15 protein-coding genes are annotated in these 20651 nt (G+C 57.4%); 8 read left to right on the top strand and 7 right to left on the bottom strand.

Going from position 1 to position 20651, the window contains the following annotated elements; genetic code table 11:
- Positions 1-75 precede the first annotated feature (75 nt).
- Positions 76-915: a DMT family transporter gene (locus WNY39_RS15325; RefSeq protein WP_342846892.1), complete on the bottom strand. Its 840-nt coding sequence runs from the start codon at positions 913-915 to the stop codon at positions 76-78.
- A gap of 214 nt (positions 916-1129) precedes the next feature.
- Here WNY39_RS15325 and WNY39_RS15320 point away from each other — a divergent pair, with 214 nt between their 5' ends.
- The 6 genes from WNY39_RS15320 (at position 1130) to WNY39_RS15295 (ending at position 9489) form a co-directional block, all read left to right on the top strand.
- Positions 1130-2668, top strand: a complete 1539-nt coding sequence (locus WNY39_RS15320) for a sulfatase-like hydrolase/transferase (protein ID WP_342846890.1) — start codon at positions 1130-1132, stop codon at positions 2666-2668.
- Positions 2669-3198: 530 nt separating this feature from the next.
- Positions 3199-5238 (top strand): ABC transporter substrate-binding protein, encoded by a 2040-nt coding sequence (locus WNY39_RS15315; RefSeq protein WP_342846888.1) that lies wholly within the window; start codon positions 3199-3201, stop codon positions 5236-5238.
- 108 nt (positions 5239-5346) lie between these two features.
- Positions 5347-6351, top strand: coding sequence for an ABC transporter permease (locus WNY39_RS15310; RefSeq protein WP_342846886.1), 1005 nt, complete (start codon positions 5347-5349; stop codon positions 6349-6351).
- A gap of 5 nt (positions 6352-6356) precedes the next feature.
- Positions 6357-7499 (top strand): ABC transporter permease, encoded by a 1143-nt coding sequence (locus WNY39_RS15305; protein WP_342846884.1) that lies wholly within the window; start codon positions 6357-6359, stop codon positions 7497-7499.
- On the top strand, positions 7496-8497 hold the full coding sequence (locus tag WNY39_RS15300) for an ABC transporter ATP-binding protein (RefSeq protein ID WP_342846882.1): 1002 nt from the start codon (positions 7496-7498) through the stop codon (positions 8495-8497). The genes WNY39_RS15305 and WNY39_RS15300 overlap by 4 nt, the downstream gene beginning before the upstream one ends.
- Positions 8494-9489 (top strand): oligopeptide/dipeptide ABC transporter ATP-binding protein, encoded by a 996-nt coding sequence (locus WNY39_RS15295; protein WP_342846880.1) that lies wholly within the window; start codon positions 8494-8496, stop codon positions 9487-9489. Before WNY39_RS15300 ends, WNY39_RS15295 begins: the two co-directional genes overlap by 4 nt.
- Positions 9490-9551: 62 nt before the next feature.
- Here WNY39_RS15295 and WNY39_RS15290 read toward each other — a convergent pair whose 3' ends face one another.
- From WNY39_RS15290 to hrpB, 3 genes are all read right to left on the bottom strand, one after another.
- Positions 9552-10391 carry an NAD(P)-dependent oxidoreductase gene (locus WNY39_RS15290; protein WP_342846878.1) on the bottom strand — a complete coding sequence of 280 codons (840 nt, stop codon included), beginning with the start codon at positions 10389-10391 and terminating at the stop codon, positions 9552-9554.
- A 20-nt stretch (positions 10392-10411) separates the two neighbouring features.
- Positions 10412-11611: an FAD-binding oxidoreductase gene (locus tag WNY39_RS15285; RefSeq protein WP_342846876.1), complete on the bottom strand. Its 1200-nt coding sequence runs from the start codon at positions 11609-11611 to the stop codon at positions 10412-10414.
- A 557-nt stretch (positions 11612-12168) separates the two neighbouring features.
- On the bottom strand, positions 12169-14583 hold the full coding sequence (gene hrpB / locus WNY39_RS15280; protein WP_342846930.1) for an ATP-dependent helicase HrpB: 2415 nt from the start codon (positions 14581-14583) through the stop codon (positions 12169-12171).
- A 105-nt stretch (positions 14584-14688) separates the two neighbouring features.
- Here hrpB and meaB point away from each other — a divergent pair, with 105 nt between their 5' ends.
- The gene (gene meaB / locus WNY39_RS15275; RefSeq protein WP_342846874.1) at positions 14689-15660 is read left to right on the top strand and encodes a methylmalonyl Co-A mutase-associated GTPase MeaB; all 972 of its coding nucleotides are present in this window, start codon (positions 14689-14691) and stop codon (positions 15658-15660) included.
- 75 nt (positions 15661-15735) lie between these two features.
- Here the strand turns inward: meaB and WNY39_RS15270 are convergent, their stop codons facing one another.
- The 3 genes from WNY39_RS15270 to fsa form a co-directional block, all read right to left on the bottom strand.
- Complete coding sequence (locus WNY39_RS15270) at positions 15736-16680, bottom strand: tyrosine recombinase XerC (protein ID WP_342846872.1); 945 nt, start codon at positions 16678-16680, stop codon at positions 15736-15738.
- The gene (locus WNY39_RS15265; RefSeq protein ID WP_342846870.1) at positions 16677-17384 is read right to left on the bottom strand and encodes a DUF484 family protein; all 708 of its coding nucleotides are present in this window, start codon (positions 17382-17384) and stop codon (positions 16677-16679) included. Before WNY39_RS15265 ends, WNY39_RS15270 begins: the two co-directional genes overlap by 4 nt.
- 254 nt (positions 17385-17638) lie before the next feature.
- On the bottom strand, positions 17639-18292 hold the full coding sequence (fsa, locus tag WNY39_RS15260; protein WP_341233383.1) for a fructose-6-phosphate aldolase: 654 nt from the start codon (positions 18290-18292) through the stop codon (positions 17639-17641).
- 118 nt (positions 18293-18410) lie between these two features.
- Between fsa and WNY39_RS15255 the strand changes: the two genes are divergently transcribed.
- A complete protein-coding gene (locus WNY39_RS15255; protein WP_342846867.1) occupies positions 18411-20606 on the top strand; it encodes a primosomal protein N' in 2196 nt (731 codons plus the stop codon).
- Positions 20607-20651 lie beyond the last annotated feature (45 nt).

Raw genomic sequence — 20651 nt, 5'->3', positions numbered from 1 at the left:
TGAAGATGTGTCTGGAATTTCACGGACCCTAGCAAAGCCGCGCCAAGGGGTCATCCCGTCAATTTTGCAAAGCTGCTAGGCGTTCATCCCGATAACAATGATCCCGATGGTCATCAGGAAAGCCGCACCCAAGCGGCGCTTCCAATTGCCCTCTTTCAGGATGATGAAGCCGATGAGGGTGGCAAAGATGACAGATGTTTCACGCAGGGCTGAAACCGCGCCCAATGGGGCAAAGTTTTTGGCATAAAGCACCAAGCCATAGGCGATGATGGACACCATTCCGCCCGCCATGCCCACAAAGCACACGTTCAGCGGCAGCTGTGATAGGGTGCTGCGCTTGCGCCAGCCGATAAACCCCGCGATGAAAATATGCAAAAATGCGCCCCAAGCCCAATAGCTGAGCGTGTTGCCCGAAAGGCGAACGCCGACACCGTCCACCAAGGAATAAATGGATATGCAAAAGCCCGTTCCAAGCGACAGGAACAGTGCTGCTTTGCCGATCCCCGATCTGAGCGCGCCCCAGTTGCTTAGGATGATACCGGCGGCGATCAGGCCAATGCCGGCCCATGCCAATAGCGACAGAACTTCGCCCAGCAATAGGAATGCCCAAAGCGAGACAAGTGCGGGGACGATGCCACGGGCAATCGGGTAAACAACACTGAGGTCCCCGTATTGGTAGGCGCGACCCAGCAGATAGAAATATCCGAAATGAACAACCGTCGACATGGCGATATAGGGCGCGCTTTGCATGTTGGGCAGGGGCAGCCAGATGATCATGACCAACCCCGGCAGCACCTGCCCCAAAGCGACCAACCCAAGGGTCGTTGTTCTGTCAGCGGCCGTTTTTACAATGGCATTCCAGATCGCATGAAGCAGGGCCGCCGAAAGGATAATTGCGATAATGAACGGCGACATATGGGTCTTTCGGAAAATTAGTTAGGGGCAAAAGCGGCCGCAATAGAACCGCGCAACATTCGCCCTGACACAAGCATTTACCCAAAAGACCAGATTGGCAAGCTGCGCGTAAATTGTGCAACCGATGCCGGCGTAGCGATTTTTCGATTTACCCTCTTTCCAGCAGTGACCTTTCTGAGGCTAGATGAGGGAACCGCATCAAGAGGGCACCATCATGGGCAGCACTAAAAACGTTCTTTTTATCGTCATTGATCAATTGCGTGCCGATTGCGTCTTTGGGGCCTTGGCGGATCATATCGACATTCCAAACCTGCGGGCGCTGATGGCGGATGCTGTGACGTTTGAGCGTCATTTTTCGGTCGTATCCCCCTGCGGCCCGTCACGCGCGTCTTTGCTGACGGGGCAATATGCGATGAACCATCGGTCAGTACGCAACGGCACCCCGCTACGCCATGATGTACCCAATGTCGCGACTGAAATGCGTAAATCCGGCTATGTGCCGATGCTGTTCGGCTATACGGACACGACCCAAGACCCGCGTGTCTTTCCACCCAATGATCCCGCGATGCACAGCTATGAATATCCGATGAACGGGTTTCAGGAAGCCTTGGAGATGCGGTTCGAGATGTCCTATCCGTGGCGGTCGCATTTGATGGATAAGGGGTATCATTTCGAAACCTATCAAGATGTCTTTAAACCGGTTTCGCCCAAGGGAGAGGCACCAAAGGTCAATGATCCTGCGCTCTATGATGCGGCTGACAGCGATACGGCGTTTCTGACCGACCGTTTCCTTGCAACGATGCCAGCTTACCGCGATCAGGACTGGTTCGCGCATCTGACCTATATCCGGCCGCATCCGCCGCTTGTGGCCCCCGCACCCTATAACGATATGTACGCCCCTTGCGACATACCGCTGCCCGAACGCCACGCTGATCCAGCGACCGAGATTGCGCAGCACCCGTTTTTCGACCCGACGATTGCGCAAAAGACCCCGGCGGGGAATGTCGTTGGCTTTCCCGATCTGGAACCGTCAGACGAAAATATCCAAGCGCTGCGTGCGGTGTATTTCGGACTGATCACCGAAGTGGACGCGCATGTCGGGCGGGTGGTGCAGTTCCTGAAAGACAGCGGTCAATATGATGACACCTTGCTGATCGTGACAGCCGACCACGGCGAGATGTTGGGCGACCGCCATTGTTGGAGCAAGTTTACCCCTCATGACGCGGCCTTTCACACGCCATTGATCATACGCCAACCGGGCAACGAGGATCGGGCAGGGGCGGTGGTCACGACGCCCGTGGAAACCATCGACATCACGCCAACCATTCTTGATTGGGTGGGCCAAGACATTCCCAACGCGATGGACGGACGGTCGCTGCTGCCGCTCTTGGCAGGCAAGACGCCTGAGGACTGGCGCACCTATTCGTTCTCCGAACTCGACTTTTCCGAACCCGAGGAACCCACCCTGTGGGAGCGGACCCTAGGCACTGGTCCCAGCGATTCATCCCTGTCTATCCTGCGCGACGACCGGTTTACCCTCGTGATGTTTGCCGCTGATCTGCCGCCGATCCTTTATGATCACCAAGGCCGGGGTGAGGCCGAAAATGTGGTCGAACGCACCGAATTTGCAGGCGATCTGTACCGGTTGACCCGGATGATGCTGCAGCACCGTATGAAAAATATGGATAATACCCTGTCACTGGCCACGATCACGAACGAAGGGCCGCGTGTTCAAAAGCGATATAAGAATTAACTGAGGTTGCAGGCGTGCCTGCGGCGCAAGCGGCTCACGCCCAATTATGCAAAAAAATCCCAATTCCACCCATCCGCTCGATTTTCTGTTGGCGGCAACGGCGTCGCCGCGTGAATGGAAACTGTTGACAGGTGGCTTAGAAAAACCGCACGCTTGGCCATCTACTGGGATGTCTTCATGTCAAAAACATTGTGCGCGCCTGTAAAAGAGGCACCGACCAATGCAACATTCGAAAAGCTAACATTCGCCGTGGGGAGCCACGGCCAAACGTTGTGGCAGGCATTCCGGTGCTTATCCATGCCACGTTTCGCGCGATATCTGCCTCATCATGCGGCAGTTTTTCCAAATCTTACGAAAATCCTCAATCAAGGCGCAAAAATGTTGTGCAGTGATCGGGTTATCTGTCGCAGGGTTTTTACATTGGCATACTAACACTAAAAAATTGCGAAAAACGCAATCGGAGAAAAAAGGGCACAAAGCCCAGCGATCCGACAAAGGACACGCAGATCACCACCAACAAGGAGAGACGAATGAAGAAGGTACTATTATCCAGCGCAGCGATGACGTTTGTTGCTGGCGCTGCGATGGCGGCCTGTCCGGCTGTCACCGTATCCGACCCGATGGGCGTCGCCGCTGGCGCGTTCCCCCAACAATACGAGTTGGCTGAATTTCAAGGATTGGCCGACTGTACGCTCGAGATGTCGGAAAACCCTGATATCGCCGCACTGAACGGCCGTATCCGCGGCAACCCCGACATGCCCGCGCTGGCTGATCGTTTGCCTTCCGAACCGCTGGTCGTTGCACCCTATGACATGATCGGCAGCTACGGCGGCATGTTCAACGCGCTGTCCAACGCGACCGAAGCCGGTACGTCAGACTTTATGTCTGTGCGTCACGTAAATCTGGTGCGCTATGCCGATGACCTGACCACGATTGTGCCGAACGTGGCCAAAAGCTGGTCATGGAATGATGATTTCACCCAGCTGACATTTGTTCTGCGTGAAGGCCACAAATGGTCTGACGGTGAACCCTTTGGTGCCGAGGATGTAGCGTTTTGGTATGAAAACCTTGCGCTGGATTCCAACGTCATCGAAAGCCCCAAGGATTATGTTCTAGCTGGCGGCGAACCGATGCAGGTGGATGTTATCGACTCGCTGACCGTGCGTTTCACCATGCCATCGCCCAAGCCCGGCTTCTTGGCGCATTTCGCCAACCACTACGCCCAAGGCTTCCAGCCCAAGCACTTCCTTGGCCAGTATCACCCCGATATCAACCCTGATGCCGACACGCTTGCGCAATCGCTGGGTTTCGAGGGCGGTTATGACCTGATCAAGGCATATTACGGCAGCTCTGACTGGATGGACACGCCAACGCCAATGCTGGCGCATCCCGACAAGGTTGCGAACCTGCCATTGGATGCGGCACCGACCTTGGAAAGCCACATCGTGATTTCCGAGACGACCGAGGGCCGCCAATTCGTTGCGAACCCTTATTACTACATGGTCGATACAGCGGGCCAGCAACTGCCCTATATCAACGAAATGGACGAGATTTTCGTTGGCGAAAGCGAAGTACGCTTGCTGAAGCTGGTGAATGGCGAAGTTGATTATAAAGCGCAGGCTTTGCAAATCGACTACGTGCCATTGCTGATGGAAAACCAAGAGAAATCCGGCTTTACCGTCGATCTGAAGCCTGACATCACAATGCCCACTTTTGCGTTCAACGTGACGTCGGAAGATCTGGAAAAACGCAAAGTGTTTGGCGATCTGAAATTCCGTCAGGCCATGTCTGTTGCAATGAACCGCGACGAGATCAACGAGGTCGCAATGTTCGGTCTGGGGACGCCGCAGCAATATGTCGGCTTTTCCCCCACACCCGACTTTGTAACACCGGAATGGGAACAGCACTACGCGCAGTTCGATCCTGAAATGGCTAAATCCTTGCTGGATGAAATCGGTGTTGTTGACGTGGACGGCGACGGTATGCGCGAACTGCCAAATGGCGAAGCGTTGACCCTGAACCTGCAAGTCGCAACGCAAGGGATTTCGATCAAGATTGTTGAACTGGTTGGCCAAAGCTGGCGCGACGTGGGGATCAACAACACGGTCAAGGAAGTCACCTCGGACGAATACCGGTCCTCGCAATCGTCTAACCAACTGGACGTGACGCTTTGGGAGAAATCGGTACCTTTGGCTGTAGTCTTGGGCAACGCGGAAATCTTTATCCCGCCCTATGACAACTACTTCAACATGCGCACGGCGATGCTGTGGGGCGAATATGTTGATTCAGATGGCGCATCCGGTGTTGAACCGCCTGCCTATGCCAAGCAGATGATGGAAGATGTCAAAGCGTTCCAAGCAACGCCCGTTGGCACCCCTGAATCCGATGCTTTGGGTCTGAAACTGGTCGAGGCGATGACCGGCAATCTGCTCTTCATCGGTACGGTGAAAGAGCAAAAGCCGATCTACCACTCCAACTCGCTCAAGAACTTCCCCGAGTTCAAGACCGCATCTTATGCCTACTACCGGACATACCCTTACCGTCCGTCGCAGTGGTTCTTTGACGAATAATCAACCTTCGTTGAAATGAAGCCGTGTTGCGGGCCAGCTAGACTGGCCCGCAGCCATTAAAACATCGAACCCAAATGGGTCGCGATCTGCTACGGGGCAAATACACTCATGGTGCAATTCTTAAGGTTTGCGTTCATACGCTTGGTGCTTGCGTTTTTTACGCTATGCCTCGTTTCATTTATTGTTTTCTCTTTGATGGAGATGGTCCCCGGTGACTGTGCCGAACGTTATCTGGCGTTTAAAAACAGTCAGGGCGCGCAAATCTCGATCGCTGATATCCAGGCAGAGCGCGTGCGCCTTGGCCTTGACCGGCCCTTTCTGGAACGCTGGACCAGTTGGATATTCAACGCCTTCCAAGGCGAATTTGGCGACAGCTGCATTCTGCGCCTCAACATCAATCAACTGCTGGGCCAGAAGGTCTGGTTGAGCATCGGCATCTGCCTTTGCTCCCTGCTCTTGGCCTATATCATTGCCATTCCCGTTGGAATCATCGCCGCGACTTCGCGCAACCCGTTCTTGAACAACGGCCTGCGTTTGGTCAGCTATCTGGGTCTGGCATTGCCGAACTTCCTGCTGGCCCTGATGATCATGCTTTTCTCAACAGTGATGTTCGGCGACAGTTTAACGGGGCTTTTCTCGCCCGAGTATCGAGACGCCCCATGGGATGCGGGCAAGATCAAAGATTTCTTAGGCCACGTATGGTTGCCCGTCTTCATCCTAGGCTGGTCCGCCACCGCATTCGCGATCCAAACCGTGCGCGCCCTGATGTCGGACGAGATCAGCAAGCTTTACGTCACCGCCGCCGCCGCGCGGGGGGTATCGGGGCGTCGCCTGCTATTGCGCTATCCCGCACGGCACGCGCTAAGCCCGATCATCAACTCGCTGGGGTTCGATTTGAACCGCATCTTTAACGAACTGCCCATCGTGGCCTTGATCCTGACCCTGACAGAAGCGGGGTCGCTGCTGATCGAGGCATTGGCGCGGTCAAATGACCAACAGCTTGCCGGCGCGATTATCTTTTTCCTAACGGGGAGCATCGTGGCCATTAACTTCATCACGGACATCGTATTGGCCTTGGTCGATCCGCGCATCCGTCGCAGCATATTGGGGTAATAAAAATGACAGATACCAATAGCTATGACGCCGCCGTCGACCAAACCGCCAAAGATGCCTATTTCACCGCATCCCAAGGGCAGCTGATCTGGACCCGCTTCAAGAAACAAAAGGCGGCGATGATCGCGGCTTGGGTCTTGGTGGTGTTGATCCTGTCGGGGATATTCGCGCCGTTCCTCACGCCTTACGATCCGACGATTGCGGGCCGTGACAAAGACTATCTGAACGGCGCACCGACGATGCCGCATTTCTGCGACGACAACGGATGTTCGTTTCGGCCTTTCATCTATGGGCTTGAACGCGAAAGATCGATCAAAACCAATTTCAGATGGGTCACGACGGTCAACAAAGACAAACGCCATTATGTGCAGTTCTTTGTCGAAGGGTCCGAATATTCGCTGTTTTTCATGACCTTCGACACGCATCTTTTTGGCGTGGACGAGGGGTATATCCATCTGTTTGGCACCGATTCAACCGGCAAGGACATCTTCTCGCGGACGTTCCACGCCATCAACACGTCGCTTGCCGTGGGTACCATCGGGGTGTTGATCGCATTTGTGCTGGCCCTCGTGATCGGGGGTGTTTCCGGCTTTTATGGGGGCTGGGCGGATTCCATTATCCAAATGGCGACGGACGCGGTACGCACCATTCCGGCCATCCCGCTGTTCATGGCGCTGGCCGCCTTTATCCCCGACACGTGGAGCGCGGAAGAAAGGTTTTTCTTTATCTCGATCATCTTGGGCTTTATCGGATGGCCCACGCTGGCGCGCCGTGTGCGGACGCATATTTTGACCGAGCGCAATCAGGAATACGTATTGGCGGCGCGGCTGTGCGGGGCGTCCAGCGGGCATGTCATTCGCAAGCATCTGCTGCCCAGCTTCACCAGCTATATCATCGTCGATCTGGTTATTTCGTTCCCGTATATGGTGCTGTCTGAAACCGCGCTCAGCTTTATCGGGCTGGGGCTCAAGGACCCTGTGAATTCGCTGGGGGTCATGTTGCAGAACGTCACCAGCGCCGATGTGTTGCTGAACTACCAATGGTATTTCATTCCGGTGATCTTTTTTATCGTCCTTGTGATGGCGTTTGTATTTGTGGGGGACGGGCTGCGCGACGCTGCTGATCCTTATGGGGATACCAAGAAATGAGCAGACTAATCGATGTTGAAAACCTGACCTTGCAATTTGACACGGACGAGGGGCGCATCACCGCCGTCGATAACGTGTCCTTCAGCCTTGAGGCAGGCGAGGTTATGGGGCTGGTTGGAGAAAGCGGGTCGGGTAAATCCGTGACCGCCAAGTCGCTGATGAAGCTGAACCCCGGCAATGCAGTGTATGGCCCCGACAGCAAGATCACCTTGCATCTCGAAGACGGACCGGTGGATGTATTGTCCCTCAAAACTGACCGCGAGATGAAGATCGTGCGGGGTGGGTCGATCTCGTTGATCTTTCAGGAACCGATGGCCAGCTTTGCGCCTGCGATTTCAATTGGGGATCAGATGGTGGAACAGCTGTTGATCCACACGAATTTCTCCAAACCGCAGGCCAAGGAAGTGTCGATCGAGATGCTTGACCGGGTCGGTATTTCCGATCCCTCCACCCGCTTTGGCCAATACGCGTTTGAGCTGTCAGGCGGGATGCGCCAGCGGGCGATGATCGCGATGGCCCTGTCGACCAAACCCAAGCTGCTGATCGCGGACGAACCGACAACGGCGCTGGATGTGACCATTCAGGCGCAGGTCATTGATCTGATGAAGGACCTCGTGTCGGAATTCGGGATGGGCATCATCTTTATCACCCATGATCTGGGCGTGATTGCGCAGACGGCGGACAAGGTGGCGGTGATGTATCTGGGCCGCTTGGTCGAACAAGGCACGGTGCGCGACGTGATCCGCAAGCCGGCGCATCCCTATACCCGTGGGCTGCTGGCTGCCTTGCCAACGCTTGATGACATCGACGCGCCCCTAACGCCGATCCCCGGTGACATTCCGTCGCCGTTGGAGCGCCCGTCGGGCTGTGTTTACAACACCCGCTGCCAAGAGGTGATCGGCCCGCGCTGCGCTGCCGAAGTACCGGCATTTCATAACGTCGACGCGGATCACTTTGCCGCCTGCCATCTCTACGATGCGAAGGAGGGCACGGCATGACCGATAAACCCCTGATCGCCGCCAAAGGCCTGTCCGTCCACTATGCCCTGCGTGGCAATATCATCGGCCCGAAACCCTATGTAGGCGCTGTTGAAAACGTCGATATCGAAATCGCACCGGGGAGCTTTTTCGGGCTGGTGGGTGAATCCGGTTCAGGCAAGACAACGCTGGGCCGTGCCATGCTGCGCGCCGCGCCGATCAGTCGGGGCGATGTGGTTTTCGACGATGGCGAGGTGTCGTATTCGCTGAAAAAGCTCGGCAAGAAAGAGCTTAAGGATTACCGCAAACGCGCGCAGTTGATCTTTCAGGACCCCTATGCCGCGCTTAGCCCGCGTATGACGGTGCGCGATATTATCGCCGAACCGCTCGAGGTGATGGGCTTGACTAAAAGCCGCGCCGAGACAGACGAACGCGTCCGCGAAATCGCCGCCAAATGCCGGTTGAACGTTGAACACCTGCGCCGCTTTCCCCATGCGTTTTCCGGCGGGCAACGGCAGCGTATTTCCATCGCGCGCGCCTTGGTGTCTGGCCCTAAATTTATCGTGGCCGATGAAAGCGTCGCGGCATTGGACGTGTCTATTCAAGCCGATGTTTTGAACCTGCTCAAGGCGATCCAGCAGGAAATGGGGCTGACGTTTTTGTTCATCAGCCACGACCTAAGCGTGGTTGCCCATGTCTGTGATCATGTGGCGGTCATGTATCTGGGCCGCATCGTTGAAACCGCCCCAACGCGCACGCTATTTTCGGGCCCGCGCCATCCCTATACCAAGGCGCTGCTGTCTGCGATCCCGTCGCTGGACCCTGATGATCGGGGCAAGGCACAAAAGCTTGAGGGGGAAATCCCGTCGCCCACCAATCCGCCCCCGGGCTGCAAGTTTCAAACCCGCTGCCCCGTCGCGATTGATCGCTGCCGGGTGGAGGAACCGAAGTTGGAAAGCGCAGGGGTTGAGCACAAGGTCGCTTGTCATCGCTGGCAAGAACTGGCGGGCTAGCCGTTTGCGCATGAAGTGACCGGTGGATCAGGGAACGCCCGAACCACCGATGCTGACCTGACTTAGGTCTTCTTTTTATCGTCAACGATGTTCATCGACGCCACGGCGCTTTGCCCCAGCTCAATGGATGCGAACGGCCCGCCGTGACACATCTCGCCGGGGTCTGTCAGATCAGCCGGTGGCGCGTTGGCCAGAATGTCGTCTGCAAACTGCTCTGCGTTGTCCTTGGGACGGTAGCCCAAAAACGAGGCCTTTGCGTTATCGACGGGCGCGCGGTCATTGTTTGAAACACCATAGACAACGCTAAACCCAACCGATGGCGTGTCGATGGCGCGGGTCACAAGCTGGATCAGATCATCATATGACAACCACGACCCCAAGGCGCGGGGATTGTTGACCTGTGCACAGCTAAGAATACGCAGGCAGGCAGCTTCTAGCCCACGCTTGTCCCAATACATGCTGGCAAGGTCTTCGCTGAAACACTTGGCCAAACCGTAAAAGGTATCTGGCTTATGTGGCGCGTCGATGCCAATGAAATCCGCCTTTTTATGCATGCCCACCGCGTGGATCGACGACGCATAAACAACCCGCTTCAATCCATGCTGATAGGCCGCCTCCCAAATGTTGTAGGAGCCGACGAAATTCGGCCCAAGCAGTTCTTCGAACGGTTTTTCATCTACGATTGCGCCGAAATGGACGACCATATCAGCCCCCTCAAGCAGCGGCGCGATTTGATCGTAAACAGCAATGTCGGCTTGGGCGAAACGTTCATTGGAGTACAGCGTGCCGATGTCATCCGCGATGTCGGTGCTGATCAATTCTTCGCACATCTTCGACAGTGGTTCACGCAGATAGGACCCCAGACGCCCCGCAGCACCGGTCAAAACCAATTTCTTCAACATCTGTCGTATCCTTCTTTAAGTTAAATAATAGCCTGTTCGACCATCGAGCGTTTGCTCTCTATCCGCTGATAATCAAAGGGGGTCAAATCGAGGCTGCGGTACTCACCATAGGCAATAAGCTCGGCAACGCCGCGCCCGATTGCAGGGGCTTGTTGCAGGCCGTGACCTGAAAAACCATTCATGAATATGAAATTCCGTATGTCACTATGACGTCCCAAAATCGCGTTTTGATCAAGCGTGTTATAGGCGTAATGCCCGACCCATTCATTGATGACCTTGATCCGTTCAAACTGGGGAATGCGGGTGGCAATCGCTGGCCAAACTTTGTTTTCCCAAAGGCTGTGATCAAAGGTGAAATCGTCAAACGCCACTGCGGGGTCTTCGTCGGGCGGGCATCCGGCCATGTAGTATTTGCCGTCGCTGCGCAGATGAACACCCGAAGGGTCGACCGTCAGCGGCAGGTCGCGGTCTAATGGTTCGGCGGCGTCAAAGATGAAAGTATAGCGTTTGCGCGGCTCGACCGGCAGGGAAATACCGGCCATCTGCGCGGTGGCAATCGCCCGTGGGCCGGACGCATTCACGACCGTGCCGCAGCCAATTTTGTTGCCGGATTTCAGCACCACAGCGTCAATCGTTTTACCGTCCTGCGATTTGGTCATGGCGACCACTTCGTCGTTGATAAATTCAACCCCGCCACGCTTGGCCTTGCGTTTGAACCAGTCAAACATGGTGCCGCCGTCGAAGTACCCTTCGTCAACCAGGTTGTGGTTACCGGCCAGAATGTCGTCCAACTGGTAGAACGGATAAGCGGCGGCGATTTCATCGCGGCTAAGATGTCGCGTGCCCGCGCCAAGGGACGCCTGAATTCTCTGGTTGCGCAAAAGCGTCTGAGCAAGCTCGGGCGTGTCGGCAAGATACATATAGCCAAAGCTTTGCAGTGCGAGATGCGGCACCACTGGGTCGTCGCCCATAAACTTGCGAAAGTTCTTGATGAACTGAACCCCGAACTGGGACACCTGAATATTGATCGTCGAACTGAACTGCTGCCGGATGCAGCTGTTTGTGTGACTGGTGGAGGCAAATTCATAGGTCGGGTCGCGCTCAATCACCAAAACAGTCCCGTCAAACCCCGGCGTCTGGGTCAGCCACCAGGCCAAGGACGATCCAAACATGGCACCGCCAACAATCACCACGTCATAGGACGCATGCAAACTGTTCATACATTTCGGCTTTCATCGGGCGCGGGGCGCGCCGTTTCACTTACACGGGGTTCGCTTGAATAAATATGCACGCGATTTGGGCGGCAGACGCAATAGGGATTGCATCAAGTTTTGCCGTTGCGCCGTCAATTTTGCCGCCCTTGCAATGCGCGCTGCTTGTTCTCTTGGCGGCTTTAACTGGCCGATCTTGTGTATTGCCTCCGCCACCGTTGCGGGCCTAGCACCGAACACGGCGTCGGGTTTGTACCTGCAAAGAACATAAAACTATTCGTTTTTTGTTTTGCGATGGAAACCATTTGTCATCGAACCCGTGTGAATAAACAAACCGCAGCATATTGGTCGCCGCGTGCCTTGCCCGTGTCGGTCACGTTGGATGGCGCGGGAATGTTGCCAACGGTAATGAGTTTGGCGGCGTCATGGAACGATTTGCCACGTTGATCAGTTGATAACCTGTAAGCGCTTAGCGCATGGTAACGAGTATCTGCCGGGCCATCCTGACGTTCAGGACGCTCGGCAGCCCTGTCCCCCCATTCACAGTTGATGAAGGCATCTTACGGCTAGGTGCCACGCGGTTTTGCCCGCAGCGTGGGGTCAGCTTGCGTCGGGTCCTCGGGCCACGGGTGACGAGGGTAACGCGCGCGCATGTCTTTACGCACATCTGCATATGATCCCGCCCAGAAACCCGGCAAGTCAGTCGTCACCTGTACGGCGCGCTGCGCAGGAGATAGCAATGTGATCTGCAGCGGCTGGCCCGCGATCATCGGGTGCTGCGTGACGCCAAGCACCTCTTGCAGGCGCAGCGATATTTGCGGCTGCGCCCCATCATAATCAATCGCCAGTTTGCGGCCCAATGGCGTTGTGAAATGCGCCGGGGCTGCCTTGTCCAATTGCTGCTGCTCGTCCCACGACAGCCGCGCGAGCAGCGCTGGGTGCAGATCGAAGCCTTTCCAATCGGCGGTGCTGCGGACGTTAACAAGATGCGGTAGCAGCCAGTCCTCCAAGGTCCCCATCAAGTGAGGTTCCGAGAAGTCGGGGAAATCACTGCCCATTAGCCGCGCGCGGGCAAGGAAGAGTTTTGCGGCTTTGCCCGGCATCAGCCCCAATTGCCGAACACCGTCCAGCATGGCCAAGGCGATTTCGTCGGTGCTGGCATCCGACCACGCACGATCATCCAATACCAACGCACCGAACCGTTCCTGTTGCCGTGTCAGCACCCGCCCTTCGCGGCGCGACCAAGTGCAAACATCATGCCAGCCGATCTGTTCGGGGAAGGTCGCCCGCAAATCAGCGTCGGATAGGCGCACGGCCTGACGGATGCGTGCCTCGCGCGGATCGCCATCCAGATCGGTCGCAACCAACAACCGCTCGCTCGCCATCGGATCACCATCTGGCATCACCGCGCCCTTGCCACCCGACAGCACAAAACGCGGGCTGTCGCCCTTGCGGCGCAAGGCAACACGGTCGGGATAGGCCAGCGCAGCAAGCACGCCCAATGTGTCTGGCCCGTCGGTTTTTTGCCCCCGCGCAAGGCGCTTGGCCTCTTGCCGGATGCGGGCGAGGGTGGCGTGGTTGACCTCTCCCAATGTGCGTTGGCCTGCGACTGCATCCATGCGCAGCGACAGGTCAACGGGCGCGCCGCGCAGCGGGTCACGCTCTGCCAGAATGGAGGCGAGGGTCGGCGCGCTGCGCCCGCCTTTGGCCACCATATGCGCCAGTCTGGGATGCAAGGGCAGCTTTGCCAGCGCGCGACCGTGTTTTGTGATCCGCCCGTTTGCATCCAATGCGCCGAGCATCTGCAAAACGCCCTGAGCTTCGGCCAAACGTCCCTCGTGCGGCGGCGTGACAAAACTCAGGTCAGTAGCCTGCGCGCCCCAAATGGCAAGTTCCAGCGCAAAGGACGATAGATCACCGACTTCGATTTCAGCGGGCGGGAAGGCGGCTAAGGCACCTTCCTCTCCCTTCGTCCAAAGCTTATAGGCCGCCCCGTCGCTGACGCGGCCCGCACGACCGGCCCTTTGGGTGGCCTCGGCCCGCGTGACGCGATCAGTCACCAGCCGCGACATGCCCGACGCAGGGTCGAACCGCGCGCGCCGCGCCTTGCCGCCATCAACGACGATCTGAATTCCCTCGATTGTCAGCGAGGTTTCTGCGATTGAAGTGGCAAGAACGATCTTTCGCCCTGTCTCAGCCGGCGCAATGGCAGCCCGCTGTGCCTTGAATTCCATCGCGCCGAATAGAGGGGCAATCGTACAATCGTTAGGGATACGGTCCTTCAAGGCCCCCTCGACCCGGCGGATTTCGCCTTCGCCGGGCAGGAATACCAGGGCCGAACCCGGGGAGGTGTTCAATGCATGGACCACTAAATCAGCAACGGCCTGTTCGAACCTTTGCTTGCCAATGGGGCGATCCAGCCAATGGGGCACCACCGGAAAGCTACGGCCTTGCGATGTGACGATGGGCGCGTCCATCAAATCAGCAACGGGGCCCGCGTCCAAGGTGGCTGACATGGCCACCAGCATCAGATCGTTCCGCAATGCGCTGGCGACCTCAAGACACAGAGCCAGCCCCAGATCGGCGTTAAGCGATCGTTCGTGGAATTCGTCAAAGATCACGGCACCGACGCCGGGCAAGTCAGGGTCGCGCTGCAACATGCGGGTCAGAATGCCTTCGGTCACGACCTCGATACGTGTCTGTGCGCTAATGGCCGATGCCCCGCGCACGCGAAAACCGACGGTCTGCCCGACATCCTGCCCCAAGGTCGCCGACATCCGTTCAGCGGCGGCCCGTGCGGCAAGGCGTCGGGGTTCCAGCATGATGATCTTGCCCTTGGTCAGGCCCGCATCCAGCATCGCCAACGGAACGCGCGTGGTTTTACCGGCCCCCGGGGGCGCTTGCAAAACCACACGGCCAGACGCGCGCAGGGCGTCAATCACCTGCGGCATCACATCATCAATAGGAAGGTCATAGGCCATGACGCAGCTTATGGGACAAATGGCCTGCGCCGCCAACCCTTGCGTTGGTCTGGACATTTGTGCCGCATCGCTTGAAAGATGCAGGCCAAGGCATGGGGGCGGCGCATGAATATCGATGAATTGGCCAAGGGAATTGTTGCAGGCGAACGCCGGGCGTTGGCGCGGGGGATCACACTGATTGAATCCTCGCGCGAGGATCACCGCGCTCAGGCCACAGCCCTTTTGGCCGCGCTGCCTAAAGACCGCGAGGCCCTGCGGATCGGCCTGTCTGGCACGCCGGGGGTCGGTAAATCGACCTTTATCGAAAGCTTTGGCATGATGCTGATCCAGCGCGGGTTGCGCGTGGCGGTGTTGGCGATTGATCCATCCTCGTCGCGTTCGGGCGGGTCCATTTTAGGTGACAAAACCCGCATGGATTTGCTGTCGCGCGAAAAGGCCGCGTTTATTCGTCCGTCGCCCAGCCAGACCCATCTGGGCGGCGTGGCCCGCCGCACCCGCGAGGCGGTCACCTTGTGCGAGGCAGCGGGCTTTGACGTCGTGTTGATCGAAACCGTAGGGGTTGGTCAGTCTGAAACCGTTGTGGCCGAAATGTCTGATATGTTTTTGTTGCTGTTAGCCCCCGCTGGCGGAGACGAATTGCAAGGGGTCAAGCGCGGTATCATGGAAATGGCCGACATCATTGTGGTCAATAAAGCCGATGGCGATTTAAAACCGGCGGCATCGCGGACATGTGCCGACTATGCTGGCGCGTTGCGGTTGCTGCGCAAACGGCCGCAAGATCCTGACGGGTTTCCCAAGGCAATGATGGTGTCAGCGCTGGAGGAGAACGGTTTATCTGAGGCTTGGAGCGAAATTCAGACCTTGACCGATTGGCGTAGGGCCGAAGGATTTTGGGAGCGCACCCGAGCGGCCCAAGCTCGGTACTGGTTCGAGCAATCGGTGAAACACGAGCTGTTGGCGCAGCTCGACGCGCCCAAGGCCAAAGCCGCGCTAAAGACATTGGGTGACCGCGTGGCACAGGGGTTAGAAGACCCGACGAAGGCTGCGCAGGATTTTGTGAAGCAGCTGGACCGCTAGGATCGCGGCGGAATTTTTGAAAAATTCCGGAACGATTTTTTTGAAAAAAACCGGCTACGGGCGCTGGTGTGAGGGTCAGCGAGCAGCCTTGGGATGGGCGCTGTTATAGACCTCCATCAAGCGCGCGGTATCCACCGCCGTATAGGCTTGCGTAGTGGAAAGTGACGCGTGGCCCAACAGTTCCTGAATGGCACGCAGATCGCCACCCGCGTCCAGCAGATGTGTCGCAAAGCTGTGGCGCATGGCATGTGGTGTCGCGGTCGCGGGCAACCCCAGTTGCATGCGTGCATCCATCATGACTTGCGAAATCGACCGCGCCGCCAAGGGGCCACCGCGTACCGCTTTGAACAGCGGAGCATCGCGTTCTTGGGGGAAGGGACAGACCCGCAGATAGGCCTCAACAGCGTCTTTCGCTGCGGGCAGCACCGGAACCACGCGTTCTTTTCCACCCTTGCCGACAATGCGCAAAACATCGGCCAAAGGGGCATCTGCGCCCTTGAGGCCTAGCGCCTCTGAGATACGCAGCCCGCAGCCCCAGAGCAGGGTCAGTACCGCGACATCGCGCGCAGCGACCCATGCATGGCGCGACTGCAGCTCGACGCAATCAATCATCGCTTTGGCGGCATCCACGGCCAAGGGGCGCGGCAGCTTTTTCGAGAATTTCGGCGAACGTGTTGATAAAACGGCCGTGGGTTCAAACCCTTCACGTTCGGCCAGCCACCGATAGAATGCTTTGACCGATGACAGTTTGCGCGCCAAAGACCGGGAGCCGACATCCGGCCCGCGTGTATTGGCCATCCAACTGCGCATGTCGGAAATCGTCAGCTTGACCAGCGCGCCCAATCCCTGACTGTCGCCTTTATGTACGGTCATAAAGGCCAGAAAATCGATCACGTCGCCCTGATAGGCCGTGATCGTATTTTCTGCGGCCCCTTTTAAGGCGCGTTGATGATCGAGCCACGTTTGCAACGCATCCCGTGCGGCCGGGCTGATCAAAAGCGAATTTGCGCTCGCGTTCAAGACAGCCAACGGCGCATGGCACGCTCGAATACACCGGTGAAAAAGCCCAGCAAATCGGTGCCTTGTTGGGGGCCAAACATATGCGGGTCTTCTGATCCTAGGATCAACAAGCCGGGCAGACGGCCATCGCCAAAGTCCAGTTTCAGGCAGGCCTCTGATCTGATCCATTCGGCCTTGTCACCATAAACGCTTGCCGGGCTGTCCTGAACGCCGCGCAAAGTGACCTGCCGCACATTCCCGCCGCGCCCGGATGTCAGATATTCGTCAATAAAGCCGGGATCAGCCACGCTGAGCACATCACCAAGACGCTTTACAGCAGGGTCATTATCGCTTTGGACGGATTCTAGAACCAGCTTAACAACATCCACCCGCATGATTTGCGCGACATCGCCGCCCAGATCGCGCAGGAATGTTTCGAACTCAACAGGGTCCAGCATCCGCAAGATTGCGCGGTGAATTTGGTTGGTGCCAGCAAGGTTTTCATAGGCTGCGGCAATGACACTGCGGTGCGTGTCCTCTAGCCGGTCCAACCGGGTTTCCAAACGGTCCATCGCGATGCCGCGCAGGTCGACGATATTGCCGCCCATCGCGCGTTCATTGGCCGCGATGAGGGCCTGCATCACATCATTATCGTCAAGGATGACATCAGGCTGCGAAATGATCGCTTCGCGAAGAGAATCTTCGATTTTGTGGTTGCTGCTCATGCTCGTCTCATTTTTATTTTTATACGCAATAACACGAGCGCAGCCCGAAATCTGCAACTTTTTGATGGGACTGCGGCAGTTTTCTGCCAAAATTCGTGCTGGATGGGGGGCGTTAAGGGGCAGGCAGGTTTTTAGAGGGGACTGAATAGAGCGGTTATTCGGTGCGCAACCGCCGGCCTTCAGCGTCTTAATTAAAACCTACGCGGCCCGGAAATGTTGCGTGCGCAGGGTCAAGCCGCGCACGCAAAGATGTCTTACAGGATATTTTGACCGGTTTTCGCCCAGTCCGCCATGAACTGCTCAAGACCTTTGTCCGTCAGCGGGTGCGAGGCCAGCTTTTTGATCACCTCTGGTGGGGCGGTCATCACGTCGGAACCAATGCGTGCGGCTTCCAGCACATGGTTAACCGTGCGGATCGACGCGGCCAGAATTTGGGTTTCGAACCCGTAGTTGTCATAGATGACGCGAATGTCTTGGATCAGATCCATGCCATCGATGTTGATGTCGTCCAGGCGGCCGATGAAGGGCGAAATGAATGTCGCGCCAGCTTTGGCGGCGATCAATGCTTGGTTGGCGGAGAAGCACAAGGTTACGTTGACCATTTTGCCTTCGCCCGACAGCACCTTACACGCCTTGAGGCCATCCCAAGTCAGGGGCAGCTTAACGACGATGTTGTCAGCAATCTCGGCCAGCTTGCGGCCTTCGGCGATCATGTCATCTGCCTTAAGGGCAACAACCTCGGCCGAGACAGGGCCTTCAACCAGATCGCAAATCTCTTTGGTGACTTCGAGAATGTTGCGGCCCGATTTCAGAATCAGCGATGGGTTGGTGGTGACGCCATCGACCATGCCCAGATCGTTCAGTTCCGCAATCGCGTCGATTTCAGCAGTATCTACAAAGAATTTCATATTACTTCCTTCCGGTTGGAATAGGGTTGTCGAATGGCTATGTCTGTTGGCAATGGCTTTAGCGCATGAGCGGCGCTGCTTAAACCCTAATTCCCGCAACCCAAGGCCGGAGCAGTTGGTGACATCGCAAGAGTTTTTTCACCAAGGTGACTTGGTCGCGGTTCTGACGACCCAACCCTTGGGTCGGGCGCTGGATTACAAAGCACCCGAAGGCGGCTGCCATCTGGGTGCTTTCGTTGAGGTGCCGCTGGGCCCGCGCAAGGTGCTGGGCGTCGTTTGGGGCGCTGGGCAGGGCGATTACGAGCTGTCGAAAATCCGCTCCGTAATACGCGTGATGGACGCCGCCCCCATGCGCGAGGAGCTGAGAACCTTCCTAAGCAAAGCTGCCGCCTATACGCTGACGCCCATGCCTGCCATGTTGCGACTGGCCACCCGCGCGCCGGGGCTGGGTGATCCGCCCTCCATGCGCAAGATTTACCGGCGCGGGATGTCAGAGCCGGACCGCATGACCGACGCGCGGCGTAGGGTGCTGGAAACCTTGGCGGAATATGGTGATCTGTCCTTTACCCTCAAAGAGCTGGCCGAGATGGCTGGGGTTACATCATCCGTGATCAAAGGGTTGGTGGCCCAAGGTGCCGTCGTTGAACAAGACAGCCCGCGTGATCTGCCGTTTTTGCGGATGGACCCAAGCCTGCCCAGCAAGGAGCTGACGAAAGATCAGGCAGATGCATCGGCGCTGCTGGCCCAAGGGGTGCAGTCGGGAAAATATGGCACAACCCTGCTGCGCGGTGTGACGGGATCGGGCAAAACCGAAGTGTACCTTGAGGCCGTTGCCGCCGCGTTGAACGCCGGACGTCAGGCGCTGGTACTGTTGCCCGAGATCGCGTTGACCGAACAATTCCTGCACCGGGTCGAGGCGCGTTTTGGCGCTAAGCCTGCGGAATGGCATTCAGGGGCGACCATGACCGAACGCCGCCGCATTTGGCGCATGGTTGGCCAAGGTCAGGCGCAAGTGGTGATCGGGGCGCGATCGGCGCTGTTCTTGCCATTTCAGAACTTAGGTCTGATCGTCGTGGATGAAGAGCACGACACGTCCTACAAACAAGAAGAAGGTGTGCTGTATAATGCCCGCGACATGGCAGTGTTGCGCGCGTCGATCTGCGGTGCGCAGGTGGTGCTGGCCTCGGCCACGCCAAGCTTGGAAAGCTGGGCCAATGCCGAGGCAGGGAAATACACGCGGGTTGAGCTAACCTCGCGGTTCGGGCCAGCAGTGATGCCGGAAATGGGCGCGATTGATATGCGCGGCGAAGGGTTGCCCAGCGACAAATGGGTATCGCTGACCTTGCGGGCGGAAGTCGACAAGCGGCTGGAGCGCGGCGAGCAGGCGATGCTGTTCATCAACCGCCGTGGTTATGCACCTGTGACCTTGTGCCGGGCCTGTGGCCACCAGATCGGTTGCGACCACTGCGACGCGCGCATGGTGGAACACCGTTTCCTCAAACGTTTGGTCTGCCATCAATGCGGGGAGAGTAAACCGATGCCGGATGCCTGCCCGTCTTGTGAGGCTGAGGGGAAGCTGGCCGCTGTTGGCCCCGGGGTTGAACGCTTGGGGGAAGAAGCAGCCGCATTGTGGCCCGACGCGCGGGTCGCCACGTTAAGCTCGGACATGTACGGATCGGCGCGCGCGCTGAAGGCCGAGATCGCAGGCATCGCTGACGGGGCCGCAGATATCATTATCGGCACGCAACTGGTGGCCAAGGGCCATAATTTTCCCAACCTGACATTGGTGGGGGTGATAGATGCCGACCTTGGGCTGATGGGATCGGACCTGCGCGCGGCCGAACGGACCTTTCAATTGATGCGGCAGGTTGCGGGGCGGGCAGGGCGTGCAGAGGCACCGGGTGCGGCGTTGTTGCAGACTTATCAGCCGGACCATCCGGTGATCCGCGCCATTCTTGCGGGCGAGGAAGAGATGTTTTGGAAGGCCGAAGCAGGTGAGCGTCGACAGGCCGGTGTCCCGCCCTATGGCCGCATGGCCGGTATCATTTTAAGCGGGCCGGATGTGGCGGCGATTTTCGACGCGGGCAATCAACTGGCGCGCCAAGACGCTCCGTTGCGGGCTGTGGGGGCACAAGTGTACGGACCCGCCCCTGCCCCCATTGCGCGGGTACGCGGGCGGCACCGCGTGCGGTTGCTGGTCAAGGCGGATAAGTCGGTGCCCCTGCAAGAGGCGCTGGCGAAATGGGTCGGGCAGCTGCGGCTAAAGGGTGATATGCGGATTGCCGTCGATATTGATCCGCAGAGCTTTTACTGAGTCTTTATTGGTTTTGCCTGATCGGCAAAACATGCCTTCGGCGAG

The organism is Sulfitobacter sp. AS59 (assembly GCF_038899995.1).
In the GTDB taxonomy this organism is placed as follows: Bacteria; Pseudomonadota; Alphaproteobacteria; order Rhodobacterales; family Rhodobacteraceae; genus Sulfitobacter.
Note: the sequence above shows the minus strand (reverse complement) of the source record. Positions and strands in the feature narration are given on the sequence as shown.